Consider the following 19,016-nt stretch of genomic DNA (forward strand, 5'->3'; position numbering starts at 1 on the left):
CCAGTCTGCCGTGCGGCGGCGGGTGGTCGGGACCGGTCAGGACCCGGCGAGGCGGGCGCGCAGCCAGCCGGGGATGTGCTCGGCGGCGCGCGGGAAGCGGTCCAGGTCGAGGCGGTAGACGTCGCCGGTGAGCGGGGGCGAGAAGTCCGGCTCGCCGTCGTAGTCGAACTCGGCGCTGAACCGTCCGGAACGTTCCACGTCCAGCCGGGCGGTGAACCACGCGCCCTTGCCGCGCCGGTACATGCGGCGGCGCAGCTCGTCCATCTTCCCGACGGCCTGGCCGGGCGGCATCGCGGTCCGGCTGCGGCCGTGCGCGTCGCGGATCTCGAACAGCACGCTGTCGATCACGACCGTGGCGCGGAACTCCAGCCCGAGCCGCTCCCACCCGAACGGCGCCGCGGCCCGCAGCGCCCGGACGGCCGCGCCGACCAGCTCCCGTTCACGGGCCGAGCGCAGCACCTGGTCGGCGGACGTCATCGCGGGCACCTCCCGGGCAGTCAGGCGGCATCGGCCGCAGTCCGGAGTCCGACCGTACCCGGAGGTCCGCGCGCGGGACGGGACGTGCGCCGTGTCGCGTCGCCGCCCCCCGACGATCCGGGACACGCCCGGCGTTCGTCCCGGGTTTCGTGTCCGGCCCGGTGCGGCACGTCCCGCCGGATAAGGTCACCGGGTGGATTTCGGAGCACCCCGGTACGGACGGGTACCGGCGCGGGTGCTGCTGCTCGGGCGGCACGACGGCTGGCACTGCGAGATCATCGACGACAAGGACGGCCGCGACCGCCTCCCCCTGGCGGGATCCGGCGTCACCTGGGACGGCCCGCACGGCCGCGAGCCCGCCTGGTGGCGGGGCCGGCTCGCCGCCGACGCCGCCGCCCTCCGCGAACGGGTCGAGCAGGCCGTCACCGATCGCGCGTTCACCGATCTCGGCGTCGAGGCCGACGTCGCGTGGTTCGCGGTGGACGACCCGGTCTCCTGGGAGGGCCTGGTCACGCTGCGCGAACCCGACCCGGCCCGGTACCCGGGGAACGTCCCGCCGTACGTGGTGACGCTGGAGCCCGAGCGCGGCGCCGTCCTGCCCGAGGCGGACGTCCTGTTCACCGCCGGACCGGACGAGGCGTGGTGCGCCCTGGACGCGGTCGCCGCCCGGCTCGGCTCCCCCGATCCGGCGGGCGCGTTCATCTGCGGGTACAGCGGCTACCGGTCCGTCCGGGTCGGGCGCGGCCACCTCGGGGTCGGCTGCATGCACGACCCGGACGGCACCGAACGCGTCCGGACGATCTTCGGCAACCGCCCGGCGGGCTGGGGCGGCAACCCCGAGCTGCGGTTCCGCCTGGACGGCATCGACCTCCTGCACGAGCCCGCCGCGGACGTCGTCACGCTGTTCCGCGACCTCGGGCACGACGTCGCCGAGCGGCACGCGCAGGTGCTGCTGCCCGGCCTCGGGCTGAGCCTGAGCCGGTCCGGCGACGACGCGCGGCGCTTCGCCGGGCTCACGCTGGAGCATCCCGACCCGTCCGGCGCGCCGTGGCGCTTCTTCTAGCCGCGAACCAACGCGCGCGGCGAACCGTCATACTCGTACCGGACATCCCGGCCACCCCAGAGAGGACGTCGCGCATGGCCTACGGGCCTCCTCCGCAGCCCGGCCCCGGCCCCTGGCAGCAGCCCCCGCAACAGCAGCAGTGGCAGCAGCCGCACCAGCAGGCGCCGCAGCAGTGGCAGCAGCCTCCGCAGCAGCAGGGCTGGCAGCAGCCGCCCCCGCAGCAGCAGGGCCGGCAGCCCCAGCCGCCGCCTCCGGTCGACCAGGGACCGGCCGACGCCCACGAGCTGAACTGGGCGCTCATGGCCTACATCGGCCAGTTCGTGATCGGCGCGCTCGCGCCGGCGATCGTCTACTTCGGCCGGATCCGCAGCCCGTTCGTCCGCCGGCACGCCGCGCAGGGCCTCAACATGGGCGTCGCGGGCGCGGTCGTCTGGATCGTGGGCCTGCTGCTCTCCCAGCTCATCGGCATCCTGGTCTGGATCCCGGTGCTGTTCACCGTCGCGCTGTTCGTGTTCCTCGTCTACGCCGGACGGGCCGCGAACAAGGGCGAGTTCCGGCGCGTCCCGGCCGTCCTCGCCTGGCCGCTGCTGAAGTGAGACTCCCCTCCCGGCGCGGGAGGGGACTCCGTCACTTCTTGGTCTTCTCGGCGGGCTCGGTGGTGGAGAGCGCGGCGACGAACGCCTCCTGCGGGACGTCGACCCGGCCGATCGTCTTCATCCGCTTCTTGCCCTCCTTCTGCTTCTCCAGCAGCTTGCGCTTGCGGGAGATGTCGCCGCCGTAGCACTTGGCGAGGACGTCCTTGCGGATGGCGCGGATGTTCTCCCGGGCGATGATCCGGGCGCCGACCGCCGCCTGGATCGGCACCTCGTACTGCTGCCGGGGGATCAGTTCCTTGAGCTTGGACGTCATCATCAGGCCGTAGTCGCGGGCCTTCTCCTTGTGGACGATCTGGCTGAACGCGTCCACCGACTCCCCCTGGAGCAGGATGTCCACCTTGACGAGGTCGGACTCCTGCTCGCCGCTCGGCTCGTAGTCCAGCGAGGCGTACCCGCGCGTCCGCGACTTGAGCTGGTCGAAGAAGTCGAAGATGATCTCGGCGAGCGGCAGCGTGTACCGGATCTCGACGCGGTCCTCCGAGAGGTAGTCCATGCCGAGCAGCACGCCGCGCCGCCCCTGGCACAACTCCATGATCGCGCCGATGTGCTCGCTCGGGGACAGCAGCGTCGCCTTCACGACCGGCTCGTAGACCGTGGCGATCTTGCCCTCGGGGAACTCGCTCGGGTTGGTGACGGTGTGCTCGGTGCCGTCCTCCATCACCACCCGGTAGACGACGTTCGGCGCGGTGGAGATCAGCGTCAGGCCGAACTCGCGCTCCAGCCGCTCCCGGACGATCTCCATGTGCAGCAGCCCGAGGAAGCCGCAGCGGAACCCGAACCCGAGCGCCGCCGACGTCTCCGGCTCGTACACCAGCGCGGCGTCGTTCAGCCGCAGCTTGTCGAGCGCGTCGCGCAGGTCCGGGTACTGGTCGCCGTCCATCGGGTAGAGGCCGGAGAACACCATCGGCTTCGGGTCGCGGTACCCGCCGAGCGAGACCGGGGCCCGCCGGGACGCGCCGGTCACGGTGTCGCCGACCCGCGCCTGCCGGACGTCCTTCACCCCGGTGATGAGGTAGCCGACCTCGCCGACGCCGAGCCCGCCCACCGGCTTGGGCTCGGGCGAGATGACGCCGACCTCCAGCGTGTCGTGCGCGGCGCCGGTCGACATCATCAGGCTCTTCTCGCGGCGCGACAGGTGGCCGTCGATGACGCGGACGTAGGTGACGACGCCCCGGTAGGTGTCGTACACCGAGTCGAAGATCAGCGCGCGGGCCGGGCCGTCGGGGTCGCCGACCGGGGCCGGGACGGTCTCGACGATCCGGTCCAGCAGCTCGCGGACGCCCTCGCCGGTCTTGCCCGAGACGCGCAGCACGTCCGCCGGATCGCCGCCGATGATTCCGGCCAGTTCCTCGGCGTACTTCTCCGGCTGCGCGGCCGGCAGGTCGATCTTGTTGAGGACCGGGATCAGGTGGAGGTCGGCCTCCAGCGCCAGGTACAGGTTCGCGAGCGTCTGCGCCTCGATGCCCTGCGCGGCGTCCACCAGCAGCACCGCGCCCTCGCACGCCGCCAGCGACCGCGACACCTCGTAGGAGAAGTCGACGTGGCCGGGCGTGTCGATCAGGTTCAGGATGTGCTCGCGGTCCCCGTGGGTCCAGGGCAGCCGGACGGCCTGGCTCTTGATCGTGATGCCGCGCTCGCGCTCGATGTCCATGCGGTCGAGGTACTGAGCGCGCATCTGGCGTTCCTCGACGACCCCGGTGAGCTGGAGCATCCGGTCCGCGAGCGTCGACTTGCCGTGGTCGATGTGCGCGATGATGCAGAAGTTGCGGATGATCGCGGGGTCGGTCGTGTTCGGCTCAGGCGCTGCCACCGGGGTCCGTTCGCAAAATCACAGATGGGATTGGGGTCGCGGCGACGCAGGTCGCCGTTCTCCATAGTCCCACGCGGCCCGGGATGGTCCGTGCAGCGGCTCCGGTTCGAGTTAAGCGTCCGCCATTGGTAGGCTGTGCGTCTGCGTGTGGCGTAGTCGTGCCCTGGGGGGCACCGTCCGCCCCCGTTCTCATTCGTTGGATGCCTGACCGGCGCCAGCGGCAGGCGAAATCTCTACGACCAAGGCTGAGGCACTACGACGTGGCTAACATCAAGTCCCAGATCAAGCGGAACAAGCAGAACGAGAAGGCTCGGCTGCGCAACAAGGCCGTCAAGTCGGAGCTGAAGACGGCCATCCGCAAGTTCCGCGAGGCCGCCGACGCCGGTGACGTCGAGAAGGCCGTCGCCGCGCAGCAGCAGGCCGCCCGCAAGCTCGACAAGGCCGTGAGCAAGGGCGTGATCCACAAGAACCAGGCCGCCAACCGCAAGTCGGCCATCGCCAAGCAGGCCGCCGCGCTGGCGAAGTAGGCGCTTCCGGCGAAGCCGCGGCCCGCGGGCCGCGGCTTCGCCGTTTCCGCAAGGGACGCCGTGGACGACCGGACTGTCGCGATCTCCCGCTTCCTCGGCCGCCACCTGCGGCACCGGCCGGAGGCGATCGGGCTCGTCCTGGACGCCTCGGGCTGGACGGACGTGGCCGCGCTGCTGGCCGCCGCCGCCCGGCACGGCTTCCCGGTGACCCGCGCCGAGCTGGACGCCGTCGTCGCGTCCGACGCCAAGGGCCGCTACGCGCTGGACGCGGCGGGCCTGCGGATCCGCGCGAACCAGGGGCACTCGGTGCCGGTCGAGCTGGGCCTGCCGGTGGCCGCTCCCCCGCCCGTCCTGTTCCACGGGACGGTCCGGCGCGCGTTGGACGGCATCCGCCGCGACGGCCTCCTCCCGATGGGACGGCACGCGGTCCACCTGTCGCCCGACCGGGCCACGGCCGAGCGGGTCGGGACGCGCCGGGGCCGTCCGGTGGTCCTCACGGTGGACGCGGCCGGGATGGCGGCCGATGGCCACGAGTTCCGGGTCAGCGCGAACGGCGTGTGGCTGGTGGCCGCTGTTCCGCCCCGCTTCCTCGCACTGCCGCAGTGATCATCGTTTCGGCGTCCGCCCAGGTCAGCGGGTTGGGCAGCGCGGACGGACGGCGCTGCGGCCCGAACAGGTAGCGGTGCGGGACGATCCCCTCCAGCGCGCGGTGCACGTCCGGACGGTCGTCGATCATGTGCGTGATCCCGAGGTCCGCGCAGTGCACCGCCTTCTCCGGCCGTCGGCGGCAGAACCGGACGTTCCCCGGGTCCAGCCCGGTCCGGGCGTGGAAGTCGTGGCGGTCGAGCCAGGCGAGCGTGCGCTGCCGGATCCGGTCGCCGCACTTGGAGATGATCCAGGCGCGTCCGTCGAACAGCGCGACGAGCCGCGGCACCGCTTCCCACATTCCGGGCATGGCGGGCGAGGCGAGGGCGTCCTCCAGGGTGCCGTCGAGGAAGACCGTGTCCTGCTCTCCGGTGGCGTGCGCGCCGCCCATGATGACGCGGCCGAAGTCGATGCCCAGTGCGTTGGTGTTCATGGCGTCCAGCGTCGCGGGCCGAAGACTCGAAGAGAACTAGATAAAGCCTGTCGAACTATAGGCTCAGCCTATGGATCTGGACCGGGTGTCCACCGACGCGCTGGCCGCGTTCGCCGTCTTCGCCGAGCACCGCAACTTCACGCGGGCGGCGGCGGAGCTGTCGATCTCGCAGCCGTCGCTGCACGCGAAGGTGGCGCGGCTCGCGGCGTCGCTGGGCCTCCGCTGTACGTCCGGCGCGGGCGGACGCTCGCGCTGACCCACGAGGGCGAGCAGGTCGCGCGGTTCGCGCGGGAGCTGGACGCGCGGGTCGGCGGGTTCCTCGCCGAACTGCGCGGCACCGCCCCGGCGCGGCGCCCGGTGCTCGCCGCGGGCGAGGGCGCCTACCTCTACCTGCTCGGCGAGGTCGTGCGGGCGGTGCCGGGGCTGCGGCTGCTGAACGGCGACCGGGCGCGCACGCTCGCCGCCGTCCGGACGGGCCGCGCGGACGTCGGCGTCGCGGTGCTGGACGTCCTGCCCGCCGACCTGGAGGCCGTCCCGCTCGCCCGGTACCCGCAGGTGCTGGTGGTGCCGCCGGACCATCCGCTGGCCGCGCGCACCGCCGTCGAGCTGCGCGACCTGGCCGGGTCGGCGCTGGTCGTCCCGCCCGCGCCGGGCCCGCACCGGGTCGCGCTGGAACGCGCGCTGCGCGCCGCCGACGTGCCGTGGACGGTCGCCGTCGAGGCCGCGGGCTGGCCGCTGCTGCTCCACTTCGCCGCGCTCGGCGTCGGCCCGGCCGTGGTGAACGGGTGCGTCCGGACGCCGCCGGGGCTGGTCCGGCGGGAGATCACCGATCTTCCGCCGGTCCCCTACCACGCCGTCCACGTCCCCGGCCGGACCGATCCCGCGTGCGCGGACCTGCTGGCCGCGGTCCGCGCGCACGTGCCGGGCTAGCCGGCGCGGCGCTCCGCGCCGGCCGTGTCCCGCGCGCACAGGGCGAGCAGGGGCGCCGCCACGCTCGCCTGGAGCGGGGGGAACACCGCCGCGATGTACCGGTCCGGCTTGACGAGCACGAACCCGCCCCGGGCGCTCGCCAGCGCGGCCTGGAGGCGTCCGTCGGCGTCCGCGACGGCGCGGCGGCCGGGGTGCGGACGGGGCAGCCGCTCGTCCAGCGCGACGTCCACGAGCGCGAGGCCGTCGAGCGGAAGCTCGCGCGCGACGCGGTCCCACGCGGCCGGCGCGACGTTCACCCCGAGCAGCGCGAGCCCGTCGCCGAGCACCTCGTCCAGCGGACGCGGGTGCAGGCTCGGCGGGACGAGCACGCGCGGCTGCGGGAGCTGCGTCCCGGTGAGCCGGTGCCGGCCCGCGACGAACCCGGCCGCGTGGACGGCGCGCGGCCGGAACCGCATCTCGCCGAGGTAGCGGCGGCCCCACGGCGTGGCCAGCAGCGTCCGGACGGTCGCGTCCCGCAGCGCGCCCCGCGCCGGGCTCGTCGTCATGACGACCCGGCCGAGCCGCTCGGAGAACTCGACCATCGCGGTGGCGTGCGGGCGCCGCTCGGGCTCGTAGGTGTCGAGCAGCGCCTCGTCCGCGCGGCCGTGCCAGACCTCGGCGATCTTCCAGACGAGGTTGGCGGCGTCGCGGACGCCGGAGTTGAGGCCCTGCCCGGCGAACGGCGGCATCATGTGCGCCGCGTCGCCGAGCAGGAAGCACCGTCCGTCGCGCCAGCGGTCGGCGACGACCGCGTTGAACGTGTAGTTCGTGCAGCGCTCCACCTGGTCCGGGGTGATGGACCGGTAGGGACGGACGAGCCGTTCGATGGTCGCGAAGTCCGGCCGGGTGCCGCCGTCGCCCTCGCCGGGGTACAGGCGGAACTCGTAGCGGCAGCGGCCGTCGCGGCCGGGGACGATCACGGTGGGCCGGTCGGGCCGTCCGTGGTGCATGCCGTAGCGCTCGTCGTGGTAGTCGCCGGTGGTGTCGGCGACGAGCCAGACGTCGTGGTGGCTCGTCCCGGTCATGTCGATGTTCCGGAGTTCGCGGATGGTGCTGCGCCCGCCGTCGCAGCCGAGGACCCAGCTCACGTCCAGGGACGCGTCGCCGTCGGCGGAGCGCAGCGTCGCGGTCACTCCCTGGCCGGACTCCTTGACGTCGGCCAGCTCGGTCGCGAACCGGACGTCCACGCCGGGCCGTCCGCGCAGCGCGTCCAGCAGCACCTTCTCCAGCTCGGGCTGCGCGAACTGGTTCTTGAACGTGTAGCCGAGCCGGTAGGGCTCGGGGCCGCGCGCGTGGAACAGCGGACGGCCCTTGCGGTCGTAGTAGCGGGTGCCGGTGCCGGGGACGACGATCTCCAGCACGGTCTCGGCGAGCCCGGCGGCCTGGAGCGTGCGCAGCGACTCGTCGTCCAGGCTGATGGCCTTGGCCTCGTCGCTGGTCGCGGGGTTGCGCTCGACGAGGACGAGCGGGACGCCGCGCGCCGCGAGCAGGTTCGCGGCGGTCAGCCCGACCGGCCCGGCGCCGACGATCAGGACGGGCGGTGGCGTCATCGCGTCACCCGGAGGCGCTCGGCCAGGAACGCGTGCGTGCGGTCCCAGGCGGTGGCGGCGGCGTCCGCGCGGTACATCGCGGGGCGGGCGTCGCAGGCGAAGGCGTGCCCGGCGGACGCGTAGACGTGCTGCTCGTAGTCCACGCCCGCCTTGTCGAGCGCGGCGTCGATGGCCTGGACGTGCTCGGCCGGGATCGTCGGGTCGTCCGCGCCGACGTGCAGCAGGAGCGGCGCGGTGATGGACGCGGCGCGGTCGAGCACGGCGAACGGGCCGGCGGCGATGCCGGGGCCGTAGAACACGACGGCCGCGCCGAGGGACGGCAGCGCGGTCGCGGCGGTGAACGCGGCGCGCCCGCCGAAGCAGAACCCGACGACGGCGATGTCGGGACGGGCGACGTCCTCGGTGCTCTCCAGCCGGTCCACGACGGCGCGGACGTCGGTGATGATCTCGTCCGGCCCGAGCCTGCCGATCAGCCCCATCGCCTCGGCGTGCTGGTCGTACCCGATCTCACCGGTGTTCGTCCGGTGGAAGAGGTCGGGGGCGACGGCGAGGTAGCCGCGCTCGGCGAACCGCCGCGCGATGTCGCGGATGTGGGCGTTGACGCCGAACGCCTCCTGGAGGACGACGACGGCGCGTCCGTTGGGCGTGTCCGGACGGGCGACGTGCACGTCCATCGGCCCGTCGGCGGTGGTCACGGTGATGGCGGTCATCGGGAGGAGCCCTTTCGGTCGAGGTAGTTCCAGCCGGCGTCGAGTTGTCCCGGCGGCCAGCACTGGAGGCGTTTGGCGGCGGCCTCCGCCGCGTCGGAGAAGACCCGGACCGGCCCGGCGGCCATGGCCATGAGCTGGGTCTGGCACGCGCGGTCGAGCAGGACGGCGTGCATCACGGCGGCGCCGGCGCTCGTCCCGGCCGCGACCAGCCCGTGCTTGGGCATCAGCGCGGCGGGCGCGTCGCCGAGCGTCTCGGCGAGCGCCCGGCCGAGGCCGGGGTTCTCCACCAGGCCGCCCGTGCGGGTGAAGCGCGGGACGTCCGCGCCGCCGAACAGTGCGCCCTCGTGGGAGATCGGGAGCAGCGGCGTGTCCAGCGCGGCGAACGCGACGGCGGCCTGCGCGTGGGTGTGGACCGTGCAGGTGACGTCGGGCCGCCGCCGCATGATCTCCAGGTGGATGTGGCACTCCTTGTGCGGCTTGCCCTCGCCTTCGAGGACGTCCGCGTCGAAGGAGACGAGCTGGACGCGGTCGGCGTCCACCTCCTCCAGGCCCCAGCCCGGCGCCTTGATCCAGATGCCGCGTCCGTCCGGGTCGCGGACGGCGGCGTGGCCCCAGACCATGTCGGCCTGCCCGGCGGCGGCGAGCGCGCGGGTCGCGCGGATCGCGAGGTCGGCGGTCACGGGTTCACCACCGCCATCCAGATCGGCTCGGTCCGGCCGGTGAGCGCGGTGAGCGCGGCGCCGACGTCGGCGAGCGGGAACCGGTGCGTGATCAGCTCGTCGGCGGTGAGCGCGCCGGAGCCGAGCAGGTCCAGGACGGCGGCGGTGTCGGCGCGCGTGCAGCCGCGCGTCCCGGCGACGCGCCAGCAGTGGTGCTGCAGGTCGCGGGCGGTGTGCGGGAACGGCGAGCGGTTGCCGCCCATCGCGACGAGCGTCGCGCCGGTGGCGAGGGCGGCGGTGGCCTGGCCGGTGCCCGCGCCGTGCGGGAGGTAGTCCACGACGGCGTCGGCGCCGCCGGGCGCGAGGTCCAGCAGCCGCCGGGTGAGCCCGCCGGAGGTCTCCCAGTCCGCGCCGAGTCCGTCCAGCGCGACGGTCCGCGCGGGCAGCGGGCTGATCGCGGCGACGGCGGCCAGGCGCTCGGCGGACCGTCCGACCAGGATCAGCCGGGACGCGCCGAGGTGCGGGGCGAGCTTGACCGTCGCGGTGCCCATCGTGCCGGTCGCGGCGGTGACGACGAGCGTCCCGCCGGGCGGCAGGTCGGCGGTGCGGACGGCGCGCAGCGCATTCCCGAAGTCCTGCACCTTCGCGGCGACGTCGAAGCCGACGCGGTCGGGCAGGACGTCCACGAGCCAGGCGGGCGCGCGGACGAACTCGGCGAGCCCGCCGTCGTGGTACCGCTCGTACAGCGGCATCGGCCCGGTGCCGTGCGCGCCGGACCCGAGCATCGCGGCGGACGCGCACATCTGCTCGCGGTCGGTGCGGCAGTAGGCGCAGTCGCGGCAGGACAGGCCGGGGTGGACGCGCACGCGCTTGCCGACCAGCGACGCGTCGGCGTCCGGGCCGACGGCGGCGACCGTCCCGGCGATCTCGTGGCCGGGCGTGCTCGGCAGATGCCGGAACGAGCCGCGCGCGAGCAGCTTCATCAGGCTCGGCGCGAGTCCGGCGGACGCGACGCGGACCAGGACGTCGCCCGGCCTCGGCTCGGGCACGGCGATCTTCTCCAGCGCCAGGGCGTCCGCGCCGGCGTGCGCGCGGGCGGCGAGCATCGCGGTCATCGCAGGGCCTCGATCGCGGGGGCGTCCAGCCGCTCGGCGGTCCGCGCGGTCTCGGCGACCTGCGGCAGCTCGCGGCCGGACACGAGCGTGATGTGCGCGCTCGGCCCGTCGTGGATGCTCGTGGCGGCCACGCCGACCGGGATCCGCACGAAGTCGCCCGGCTCCAGCCGGACCGTTCCACGCTGCGTCACGAGGTGCCGGTGCCCGTTGACCTGGTACTGGATCTCCTCGGCATTGCGCAGGCGCCGGTAGGTCAGGCCGTCGCCGGACGCCGCGTACGTCCGGCCGATCCACACGTCCCGCGAGGTGTAGAGCCAGGTCGTGCCGGGCGCGGTCGCGTCCGGGTGCAGGACCTGGAGCCGCTCGCCCTCGCTCTTGCCCTGCTCCAGCAGCGTCAGCTCGTCCACCGGGGCCATGACGATGTCGTGGCCGGTCCCGCCGAGGCACTCGGTGATCAGCTCGTTGGTGATGACCGGCTCCCAGCCCTCGAACGGCGGGATCACGACCTCGGCCGTCCGGGCGGGCGGCAGCGCCTCGGCCACCGGACCGGGGACGTAGAACAGGATGTGGATGTCCTCGCGGCCGTAGTTGTCGTGCGCGACGCCGACCGGGAGCCGCGAGAAGTCGCCCGGGTGCAGGTCGATGCTCCCGAGGTCGGTCATCAGCGTCCGCACGCCCGTGACCTGGTACGACATCTCGTCCACGTCGCAGTTGCGGTGGTAGAACGGCTGGCGGTTGTTCATCGTCTGCCACTCCAGCCGCAGGAACTCGCTCTCGTAGACGCCGCGCGGGTGCGCGAACGGCTGCGCCACGTACTCCGGCGGGAAGTGGACGACCTGAAGCGGCGGGTGGTCGCGGTGCCGCTTGCGCCCGTCGGCGGACGGGACCGGCTCGGCGAGCAGCAGGTCCTCGCGGCGCTCGAAGATCCGGGCCGGGACGTCGAACGGGAACGTCTCGAACCGCTCGCGGACGTTCGTCATGTCAGTGCTCCTTGCTCGCGGTAGTACGCCTCGGCGCCCGGGTGCAGCGGAACGGGCAGGTCGCGGCAGCACTCGCGCAGGTTCACCGGGCTCGTCAGCGGGCGGGTCGGGCCGGTGAACCGCGCCGAGATCGCGCCCTTCTGCTCGTCCAGCGCGCGGACGGCGAGGTAGGCCAGCTCGTCGGGCAGGTCGTCGGCGCAGTACAGGACCCAGCCGGAGAAGTCGATCGCCGGGACGTCGGCGTCCACGCCGCGCAGCCGGTCCTTCTCGATGACGCCGGCGGGCATCCCCATCGCGGTGCAGTGGGCGAGGACGTCGTCGTCCAGCGGCAGGAACCGCAGGTCGTACTGGGTGGTGAGCTTCCGCCACCGCATCGTCATGATCGCCTCGTCGAAGACGGCGTCGAAGGACGGGTCGGCGGGGACGACGTCGGGGGCGTTCTGGGCGCGCGGCCGGTCGTCCAGGCGCGTCCCGCCCCAGCTCAGCAAGTCCTCCTCGGAGAAGCCGTACTGCGCGAGGATCTCGTCCATCACCCAGCGCGCGGGGTGGCCCATCTCCCGGCCCGGCATCGAGACCTTCAGCGGCAGCCGCTTGGCGGCGATCTCGTGCAGGCTCGTGATCCCGGTCTCGCGGCGGACGGCGAGGGCGAGCCGGTCGTCGTGCGCGAACGCCGCGACGGCCTTCACCGGCAGCGGCTCGGCGTAGGGGCCGCGGCCGAGCCGCGCCATCGCGAGCGCCCAGGTCGGCGTGGTGATCCCGAACTGGAAGCGGCCCTCCGCGACCAGGCGCGGGCCGTCCATGCCGAGCAGCGCGGGCGGGGTGCCGGTGACGGCCGCGATCGTGGAGCCGTCCGGCAGCGGGCTGCGGTAGCCGCCCATCCCGTTCGCGAGCAGGCCGCCGATGTTCATCCAGTTGTTCCCGGGGCACAGGATCCGGACGTCCACGGGCTTCACGCCTCGGCCCGCACCGGGTTGCGCAGGACGCCGATGCCCTCGATCTCGACCTCGACCACGTCGCCGTCGGCGAGGAAGACCTGCGGGTCGCGCCGGAACCCGACGCCGCCCGGCGTGCCGGTGAGGATGACGTCGCCCGGCTCCAGCCGCGTGAACTGCGACGTCACCGCGATCAGCTCGGGGATGTCGAAGATCAGCAGGTCCGTGGTGGACGACTGCATCTCCTCGCCGTTCAGCCGCAGGGAGATCGCGAGCCTGCCGGGGTCCAGCTCGTCCGGGGTGACGAGGACGGGGCCGAGCGGGGTGGAGTCGTCCCACGCCTTGCCCTGCGTCCACTGGTGCGTCTTGTACTGGAAGTCTCGCATCGTCACGTCGTTGCAGATCGTGTAGCCGAGGACGTGGTCGAACGCGTCCTCGCGCGCGATCCGCCGGCCCCCGCGGCCGATGACGACCGCCAGCTCCGCCTCGTAGTCCACCTGCTCCGACTCGGGCGGCAGCGTGATCGCCGCGCCGTGCCCGATGAGGTTGGACGCGAATTTGGGGAACAGCACAGGGTAGGTCGGCAGCTCGCGGCCGGTCTCCGCGATGTGCGACCGGTAGTTCAGCCCGACGCAGAAGATCTTGCCGGGCCGCGCCACGGGCAGCAGCTCCAGGCCGTCGAGGGGCGTGCCCGCGCCGTCGGCGGACGCGTCCCGCAGGCTCTCGGACGTGACCTCATGGTCGATCCGGCGCACGTCGTGCAGCCGGTGCACCCGGTCCCCGTCGAGCCTGCCCAGCGCCTCGGCGCCGTCCTCGTCCCGATACGCAACGAATCGCATCCCCGACTCCTTGTCTCTGTCCTGATTTGCAGAGCATACATCCTGTTATTCGCGACACGCTAGCTCTAGATCGTCCGGACCCCCTCGACTAGGCTTGTCCCATTAAGCAGGATCATGTTCCTGACAATCGAGACAAGGAGCCAGCATGGCCATCGCCGAACTCGGCCACACGGGACTCTGGGTCGACGACCTCCCGAAGATGCGGGACTTCTACGAGCGCGTCCTCGGCCTGACCGTCACCGACGAGGACGCCGACCTCGGGATCGTCTTCTTCAGCGCCCGCCCGCACGAGGAGCACCACGAGTTCGTCCTGCAGAAGGGCCGCACCGCCGCGCCCGGCGCCAAGCAGACGCACCAGATCTCCTGGCGCGTCCAGTCGCTGGAGGACATCCGCACGTTCCACCGCCGGTTCGAGGAGGAGGGCGTCGAGGTCCAGCAGGAGGTCACCCACGGCAACGCCTTCGGGATCTACTTCTTCGACCCCGAGGGCAACCGCAACGAGGTCTACCTGCGGATCGAGCGCGACGTCCGGCAGCCGTTCCGCAAGTCGATCGACTTCGGGCTGCCCGCCGAGGAGATCTACGCCGAGGCCGACCGGCTGCTGCGCGACGGCGGGCCGGACTACCAGCCGGTGCAGTGAGGGCCCGCTGACGGCGACGGCCCGGGGCACCTCGCCCCGGGCCGTCGCCGTCAGGCCAGCACCGCGATCTTGTCGGCCGGCAGTTCGAGCCACACCTCGTCGCCGGACACGGCCGCCAGATGCGGGTCCTGCCGGGTGACCCAGACCGCCTCGCCGACGCGGATGTGGCAGTCCACCGCCTCGCCGACGAACATGACCCGGTCCACCCGTCCGCGCAGCACGTTCGGCGTCCCGGACGGCTCGGACAGGTGCAGCAGCACCGACTCGGGGCGCACCGCGAGCAGCACGTCGTCCCCCGGCGCGTGCGGCGCGTCCTTCACCGCGAAGTCCCCGACGTCGGTCGTGACCCGCGCGCCGTCCGCGCCCCGGCCGGGCAGGAAGTTCGTCGTCCCGACGAAGTCCGCCACGAACCGCGTCTCCGGCCGCTGGTAGATGTCGCGCGGCCGGCCCTCCTGGACGATCCGCCCCGCCTGCATCACCGCGATCCGCGACGACATGCTCAGCGCCTCGTCCTGGTCGTGCGTGACGAACAGCGTCGTGATGCCGGTCTCCTGCTGGAGCGACGCCAGCTCGGCCCGCATCGCCTGGCGCAGCTTGGCGTCCAGGTTGGACAGCGGCTCGTCCAGCAGCAGCAGCTTCGGCCGCCGCACGAGCGCCCGCGCGAGCGCGAGCCGCTGCTGCTGGCCGCCGGAGAGCTGGGTGGCGTTGCGTCCCTCGAAGCCCGCCAGGTGCACGGCGGCCAGGGCGCTCTCCACCCGCGCCGCGACCTCCTTCTTCGGCACTTTCGGCCGCGCCACCCGCAGCGGGAACGCCGCGTTCTCGAACACCGACATGTGCGGCCAGATGCCGTAGCTCTGGAACACCATGCCGATGTCGCGCCGGTTCGGCGGGACGAACACGCCGTCGCCGGTCACGACCGTCCCGTCGATGACGATGCGGCCCTCGTCCGGGCGCTCCAGGCCCGCGACCGTCCGCAGCGTGGAGGTCTTGCCGCAGCCGGACGGGCCGAGCAGCGTGTAGACCTCCCCCTCCTTCACCTCGAAGCCGACGTCGTCGATCGCCTTCACGACGGTGTCGCGATCGGCGAACCCCTTGCGCAGTCCCTCGACCGCCAGCGGCGTGCCCGTCATACGGGGGCCTTCCCTTCGTTCTTGCGGGTGAGCAGGAGGAACAGGACGACCACCGGCGTCATGAACAGGATCATCAGCAGCGTCAGCGCCGACGACGCGCCCACCTGGCCGCTGTTGAACAACGTCCAGGACGCGACCGACAGCGTGAGCGTGTCCTGTCCTCCGATGAGGGTCGGGACGGTGAGGTCCCGCAGGCTCAGCAGCGCGAGCCAGAGCCAGGTGTAGGTGACGACCGGGCGCAGCAGCGGCAGCGTGACGCGGCGCAGCGCCGTCCACGACGACGCCCCCGACATCGCCGCCGCCTCCTCCAGCTCCACGTGGATCTGCAGGAGGCCCGCGTTGAACATGCGGGTGCCGAACGCGATCTGCGTCAGGGCCGTCACGCCGACGAGCAGCGCGAGCGTCCCGTACAGGCCGTACCAGCCGCGCGTCCAGTAGAGCGCGGCGATCATCGCGCCGAACGCGAAGACGGTGGTCGGCACGGCCTGCGGCAGGAACGCGACGAGGTCGTAGACCATCCGGTAGCGGCGCCGCGCCCGGACGACCACGAACGAGAACGCGAGGCTCATCAGGACGGCGAGCGTCGGCGCGACGACCATCAGCTTCAGCGTCGTGGTCAGCCCGCGCTCCACGAAGGACCAGTCGAGCTGCCGGTAGTTGTCCAGCGACGCGACCTTGAACGCCGCCGCCGACGGCTTCTGGACGAACGGCAGCAGCGACATCCACACGACCATGAGGACGGGCAGGATCGTCGACCACAGGAAGTACCCGCCGACGAACAGCCACGCGGCCCACCGCCAGCGGCCGAGCCGGATCCGCGCGGGCCGGTGCCCCTTGCCCGCGACGACCTGGTACTTGCGCCCGGACCGCAGCACGCGCTGGTACCAGAGCGAGAACGCGACGCCGAGCAGGATCATCACGGCGCTGAACGCGGCCGGGACGCCGTACTCGGGCGTCCCGGCGGACGGGTTCGTCGCGACGTACAGGTAGCTGCTGAACACGTACGTCCGGTTGGACAGGCCCATGATCAGCGGGATGTCGAGGGACGACACCGCGATCGTCCCGGCGAACAGGCCCGCGCCGAGCAGGCCGGGCCGCACCAGCGGCAGCGTCACCCGGAACAGCACCCGCAGCGGGCCCGCGCCGGACGCCCGCGCGGCCTCCTCCAGCGACCCGTCGAGCGCGCCGAGGCTCGCCGACACCATCCCGAACACCAGCGCCGACAGCGCCAGGCCCTCGACGAACCCCATGCCGACGAGCGACACGATGTTCACCGGCGCGCGGCTGAGGTGGAACCACTCCATCAGCCACTGGTTGACGGCGCCGATGCGCGGGTGGAACAGGAAGATCCAGCCCATCGCGGTGAAGAAGCCGGGGACGAGGATGCGCAGCACCATCGCGGTGGCGATCGTCCGTCCCCAGCCGAAATCGGAACGCTCCACAAGGAGGGCGAGCGCCGTCCCGAAGAACAGCGCCACGCCCACGGTGACCAGCACGTACACGACCGTGTTGCGGACGACCGACCAGACCTCGGCGTCGCCGAACAGGACGGTGAAGTTGCCGGTCGTCAGCGCGCCGTCCGGCGTGCCGTGGGCGCGGAACCCCAGGTAGACGACCACGCCCAGCAGCCCGACGATCACCAGTGCGGGGACCGTGATGACGACCGCGAGGAGGCCCGTCGCGGCCGGCCGCCGCCGCTGCCGCACGGGCTCGGCGGCGACGGCGGGCGGCTCCCGCAGCGCGGTCGCGGTCACTTGCCCGTCAGGAGCTTGATCAGCTCCCCCTTGAAGCGGGCGTTGTAGAGGTCGGGGTTGGCGGCGGCGAACTCGTAGTCCAGCTTGGTGAACTTGACGCCCTGCGCCTCGTACCCGGCGATCTGCTTGGCGGTCTTGCTGCCCGGCAGGCGCGGGTTGTCGTTGAAGTCGCCCTTGTACATGATCTGCTGCGCCTCGGGTGTGAGCAGCCAGGTCGCCCACAGCTCGGCGGCGTTGGGGTGCGCCGAGTTCTTCGGGATCGCCACGTAGCGGGTCGAGATGATGGCGGCGTCCTTCAGGACGGTCGTCGCGATCGGCGCGCCCTGCGCGGCGAAGATGTCGCCGATGTTGACGCCGCAGGAGACCCACAGGCCCGCGAACTCACCGGACGCGATGCGGTTCAGCTCGCCGCACCCGAGGTAGCCCTTCGGCTTGAAGCTGCGCAGGTAGGCCCGGACCCCGTCCGCGCCCATCGCCTGCTTGGCGCCGAGCGCGTTGAACTGCGCGGCGTAGGGGGTGCTGGCGATCGGCTTGGTGAGCTTCAGGATGTCCTGGGCGCTCTTCGGGACCTCGTTCTTCGGGATCAGCGTCGTGTTGTAGGTGAAGCCGGGGATCTGGTCCACCCACGTCAGCGCCGTGTCGTCGGAGTTGGCGAGGCCCTTGGTCCAGGGGGCCGTCTTCGCCCAGTCGATCTTCTTCAGGGCGTCCTGGCCCTTCGGCCCGACGCCGAACGTCGACTCCGGGTTGCCGAGGAAGGCGTCGGTCGAGGAGGGCTTGCCCGCCTTGTACTCCTGCGCCAGCTTGCCGGCGTTGGTCGGCATGTTCTGCTGGGGGGTCAGCGTGACCTTGATGTTCAGGCCGTACGCCGTCTTGAAGGCGTCGGTCAGGTTCTTGAGGGTGCTGCGGCCGTCCAGTCCCCAGTTGAGGTTGAGCGCGCCCTCCTTGTTCGCGGCGGCGACCATCGCGCTCAGCGCCGGGTTGTTCGCCAGGCGGGTCTTGGCGGCTTCGGCGGCCTTGGTGGCGGTCTCGTCCGTCCCGCCCGAACCCCCACAGGCGGCTGCGACCCCGGCGACCAATGCGACCGCCAGGGCCGGCTTCCACTGCTGCAACAGACGGAGCCCCATCTGATCCTCCTCCTCGGACACTGTCCCGATAACTGGGACAGTGGTCCTGAATTATGCAAGTCGGAGCAGGTCAGGGCAAGGGTTGCAAGTTACCTACCTCACAGTCCTACTTTGAAGAACTCAGTTCCTAACATACGAGACATACTCTGACCTGGGAAGATGTCCGAATCCGGGGCTCAGGGGCTCGGGTAAAAAGTCAGGAGGCGAGGACGGCCAGACGGTCGCTGATCTTCCCGGCGGTCCCGCGGACGGCGGTGACGACCTCGGGGACCCGCTCGTCCGGCACCCGGTGCGACAGCGCCGCGATGCTGACCGCCGCGACGACCGCGCCGTCCACGTCCCGGATCGGGGCGGCGACGCCGAGGACGTCGGCGTCCAGCTCGCCGCGCGTCACCGCCGCGTCGTCAACGCGGATCCGCGCCAGGCGCTCGCGCAGCACGCCCTCGTCGGTGACGGTCGCGCCGGTGAACCTCGGCAGGCCGTGCTTGGCGACGACGTCGGCGACCTCCTCCTCCGTCGCCCACGCCAGCAGGACGAGCGCCGACGCGCCCGCGTTGATCGGCAGGACGTGGCCGCGCTCGTAGGAGAGCCGCACCGGATGGCCCGTCTCCTCCCGTTCGAGACACACCACGGACGCGCCCGCGCGGCGCGTCAGCAGCACCGTCTCGCCGACCTCCTCGACCAGCTCGCGCATCAGCGGCCGGGCGATCTCCGACAGCCCGAGGCCCTTGCGGGCGAGGCGGGCCAGCTCGAACACGCGCGGGCCGAGCCGGTACCCGGCGGGGCGGTGCTCCTCGATGAAGCCCGCCGCCGAAAGGCTCTGGAGGTAGCGGTAGGCGGTGGACCGCGCGACGCCGAGCGCGTCGGCGACCTCCTGTCCGCCGACGACGAGCCGGTCGTCGTCGAAGAGCTGCAGAATGTCGAGAGCCCGCTCCGCCGTGGAGTTCCGCTCCCGATAACCGCTCGACTTTTGCGATCGCTGTCCTGTCATGCAGGAAGCATA

21 protein-coding genes are annotated in these 19,016 nt (G+C 72.6%); 7 read left to right on the forward strand and 14 right to left on the reverse strand.

The window, feature by feature from the left end:
• Nucleotides 1-36: 36 nt before the first annotated feature.
• Complete coding sequence (locus tag BTM25_RS14750) at nt 37-477, reverse strand: antitoxin YezG family protein (protein WP_103563479.1); 441 nt, start codon at nt 475-477, stop codon at nt 37-39.
• A 193-nt stretch (nt 478-670) separates the two neighbouring features.
• On the opposite strand from BTM25_RS14750, the gene BTM25_RS14755 reads away from it, so the two are divergent.
• The gene (locus BTM25_RS14755; RefSeq protein ID WP_103563480.1) at nt 671-1,540 is read left to right on the forward strand and encodes a hypothetical protein; all 870 of its coding nucleotides are present in this window, start codon (nt 671-673) and stop codon (nt 1,538-1,540) included.
• Between the two features lie 74 nt (nt 1,541-1,614).
• Entirely contained in the window at nt 1,615-2,136 is a 522-nt protein-coding gene (locus BTM25_RS29640; protein ID WP_168212119.1) for a DUF4870 domain-containing protein, read from the forward strand.
• A 31-nt stretch (nt 2,137-2,167) separates the two neighbouring features.
• Here the strand turns inward: BTM25_RS29640 and lepA are convergent, their stop codons facing one another.
• Entirely contained in the window at nt 2,168-4,006 is a 1,839-nt protein-coding gene (lepA, locus tag BTM25_RS14770) for a translation elongation factor 4 (protein ID WP_103563483.1), read from the reverse strand.
• Nucleotides 4,007-4,266: 260 nt separating this feature from the next.
• Here lepA and rpsT point away from each other — a divergent pair, with 260 nt between their 5' ends.
• Nucleotides 4,267-4,533: a 30S ribosomal protein S20 gene (gene rpsT / locus BTM25_RS14775; RefSeq protein WP_103563484.1), complete on the forward strand. Its 267-nt coding sequence runs from the start codon at nt 4,267-4,269 to the stop codon at nt 4,531-4,533.
• Between the two features lie 60 nt (nt 4,534-4,593).
• The gene (locus BTM25_RS14780) at nt 4,594-5,139 is read left to right on the forward strand and encodes an RNA 2'-phosphotransferase (protein WP_103563485.1); all 546 of its coding nucleotides are present in this window, start codon (nt 4,594-4,596) and stop codon (nt 5,137-5,139) included.
• Here BTM25_RS14780 and BTM25_RS14785 read toward each other — a convergent pair.
• Nucleotides 5,075-5,611, reverse strand: coding sequence for an HAD family hydrolase (locus BTM25_RS14785; RefSeq protein ID WP_103563486.1), 537 nt, complete (start codon nt 5,609-5,611; stop codon nt 5,075-5,077). The genes BTM25_RS14780 and BTM25_RS14785 overlap by 65 nt on opposite strands.
• Before the next feature lie 70 nt (nt 5,612-5,681).
• Between BTM25_RS14785 and BTM25_RS30355 the strand changes: the two genes are divergently transcribed.
• Nucleotides 5,682-5,867, forward strand: coding sequence for a helix-turn-helix domain-containing protein (locus BTM25_RS30355; RefSeq protein ID WP_235828416.1), 186 nt, complete (start codon nt 5,682-5,684; stop codon nt 5,865-5,867).
• A gap of 101 nt (nt 5,868-5,968) precedes the next feature.
• Entirely contained in the window at nt 5,969-6,541 is a 573-nt protein-coding gene (locus BTM25_RS14790; RefSeq protein WP_235828417.1) for a LysR family transcriptional regulator substrate-binding protein, read from the forward strand.
• Here the strand turns inward: BTM25_RS14790 and BTM25_RS14795 are convergent.
• Genes BTM25_RS14795 through BTM25_RS14825 form a run of 7 tightly spaced genes read right to left on the reverse strand, consistent with a single transcriptional unit; the run spans nt 6,538 to nt 13,365 of the window.
• Complete coding sequence (locus BTM25_RS14795) at nt 6,538-8,130, reverse strand: bifunctional 3-(3-hydroxy-phenyl)propionate/3-hydroxycinnamic acid hydroxylase (RefSeq protein ID WP_103563487.1); 1,593 nt, start codon at nt 8,128-8,130, stop codon at nt 6,538-6,540. The two genes, BTM25_RS14790 and BTM25_RS14795, sit on opposite strands and share 4 nt — an antisense overlap.
• Nucleotides 8,127-8,840, reverse strand: a complete 714-nt coding sequence (locus BTM25_RS14800) for a dienelactone hydrolase family protein (protein WP_103563488.1) — start codon at nt 8,838-8,840, stop codon at nt 8,127-8,129. Before BTM25_RS14800 ends, BTM25_RS14795 begins: the two co-directional genes overlap by 4 nt.
• Nucleotides 8,837-9,520, reverse strand: coding sequence for a class II aldolase/adducin family protein (locus tag BTM25_RS14805; RefSeq protein WP_235828418.1), 684 nt, complete (start codon nt 9,518-9,520; stop codon nt 8,837-8,839). Before BTM25_RS14805 ends, BTM25_RS14800 begins: the two co-directional genes overlap by 4 nt.
• Nucleotides 9,517-10,614: an alcohol dehydrogenase catalytic domain-containing protein gene (locus BTM25_RS14810; protein ID WP_103563489.1), complete on the reverse strand. Its 1,098-nt coding sequence runs from the start codon at nt 10,612-10,614 to the stop codon at nt 9,517-9,519. The genes BTM25_RS14805 and BTM25_RS14810 overlap by 4 nt, the downstream gene beginning before the upstream one ends.
• Nucleotides 10,611-11,594, reverse strand: a complete 984-nt coding sequence (locus BTM25_RS14815) for a hypothetical protein (protein WP_103563490.1) — start codon at nt 11,592-11,594, stop codon at nt 10,611-10,613. Before BTM25_RS14815 ends, BTM25_RS14810 begins: the two co-directional genes overlap by 4 nt.
• Nucleotides 11,591-12,538: a TAXI family TRAP transporter solute-binding subunit gene (locus BTM25_RS14820; protein WP_103563491.1), complete on the reverse strand. Its 948-nt coding sequence runs from the start codon at nt 12,536-12,538 to the stop codon at nt 11,591-11,593. Before BTM25_RS14820 ends, BTM25_RS14815 begins: the two co-directional genes overlap by 4 nt.
• 5 nt (nt 12,539-12,543) lie before the next feature.
• On the reverse strand, nt 12,544-13,365 hold the full coding sequence (locus BTM25_RS14825; RefSeq protein ID WP_103563492.1) for a fumarylacetoacetate hydrolase family protein: 822 nt from the start codon (nt 13,363-13,365) through the stop codon (nt 12,544-12,546).
• Nucleotides 13,366-13,510: 145 nt separating this feature from the next.
• Here BTM25_RS14825 and BTM25_RS14830 point away from each other — a divergent pair, with 145 nt between their 5' ends.
• Nucleotides 13,511-14,005 carry a VOC family protein gene (locus BTM25_RS14830; RefSeq protein WP_103563493.1) on the forward strand — a complete coding sequence of 165 codons (495 nt, stop codon included), beginning with the start codon at nt 13,511-13,513 and terminating at the stop codon, nt 14,003-14,005.
• A gap of 50 nt (nt 14,006-14,055) precedes the next feature.
• On the opposite strand, the gene BTM25_RS14835 is transcribed toward BTM25_RS14830, so the two are convergent.
• From BTM25_RS14835 to BTM25_RS14850, 4 genes are all read right to left on the reverse strand, one after another.
• Nucleotides 14,056-15,135 (reverse strand): ABC transporter ATP-binding protein, encoded by a 1,080-nt coding sequence (locus BTM25_RS14835; RefSeq protein ID WP_103563494.1) that lies wholly within the window; start codon nt 15,133-15,135, stop codon nt 14,056-14,058.
• Nucleotides 15,132-16,889 carry an ABC transporter permease gene (locus tag BTM25_RS14840; protein ID WP_103563495.1) on the reverse strand — a complete coding sequence of 586 codons (1,758 nt, stop codon included), beginning with the start codon at nt 16,887-16,889 and terminating at the stop codon, nt 15,132-15,134. Before BTM25_RS14840 ends, BTM25_RS14835 begins: the two co-directional genes overlap by 4 nt.
• Nucleotides 16,886-18,013 carry an ABC transporter substrate-binding protein gene (locus BTM25_RS14845; RefSeq protein ID WP_103563496.1) on the reverse strand — a complete coding sequence of 376 codons (1,128 nt, stop codon included), beginning with the start codon at nt 18,011-18,013 and terminating at the stop codon, nt 16,886-16,888. The genes BTM25_RS14840 and BTM25_RS14845 overlap by 4 nt, the downstream gene beginning before the upstream one ends.
• A 196-nt stretch (nt 18,014-18,209) precedes the next feature.
• Nucleotides 18,210-19,004 carry an IclR family transcriptional regulator gene (locus tag BTM25_RS14850; RefSeq protein WP_103563497.1) on the reverse strand — a complete coding sequence of 265 codons (795 nt, stop codon included), beginning with the start codon at nt 19,002-19,004 and terminating at the stop codon, nt 18,210-18,212.
• Nucleotides 19,005-19,016 lie beyond the last annotated feature (12 nt).

This window comes from Actinomadura rubteroloni (genome assembly GCF_002911665.1).
Classification (GTDB): Bacteria; Actinomycetota; Actinomycetes; order Streptosporangiales; family Streptosporangiaceae; genus Spirillospora; species Spirillospora rubteroloni.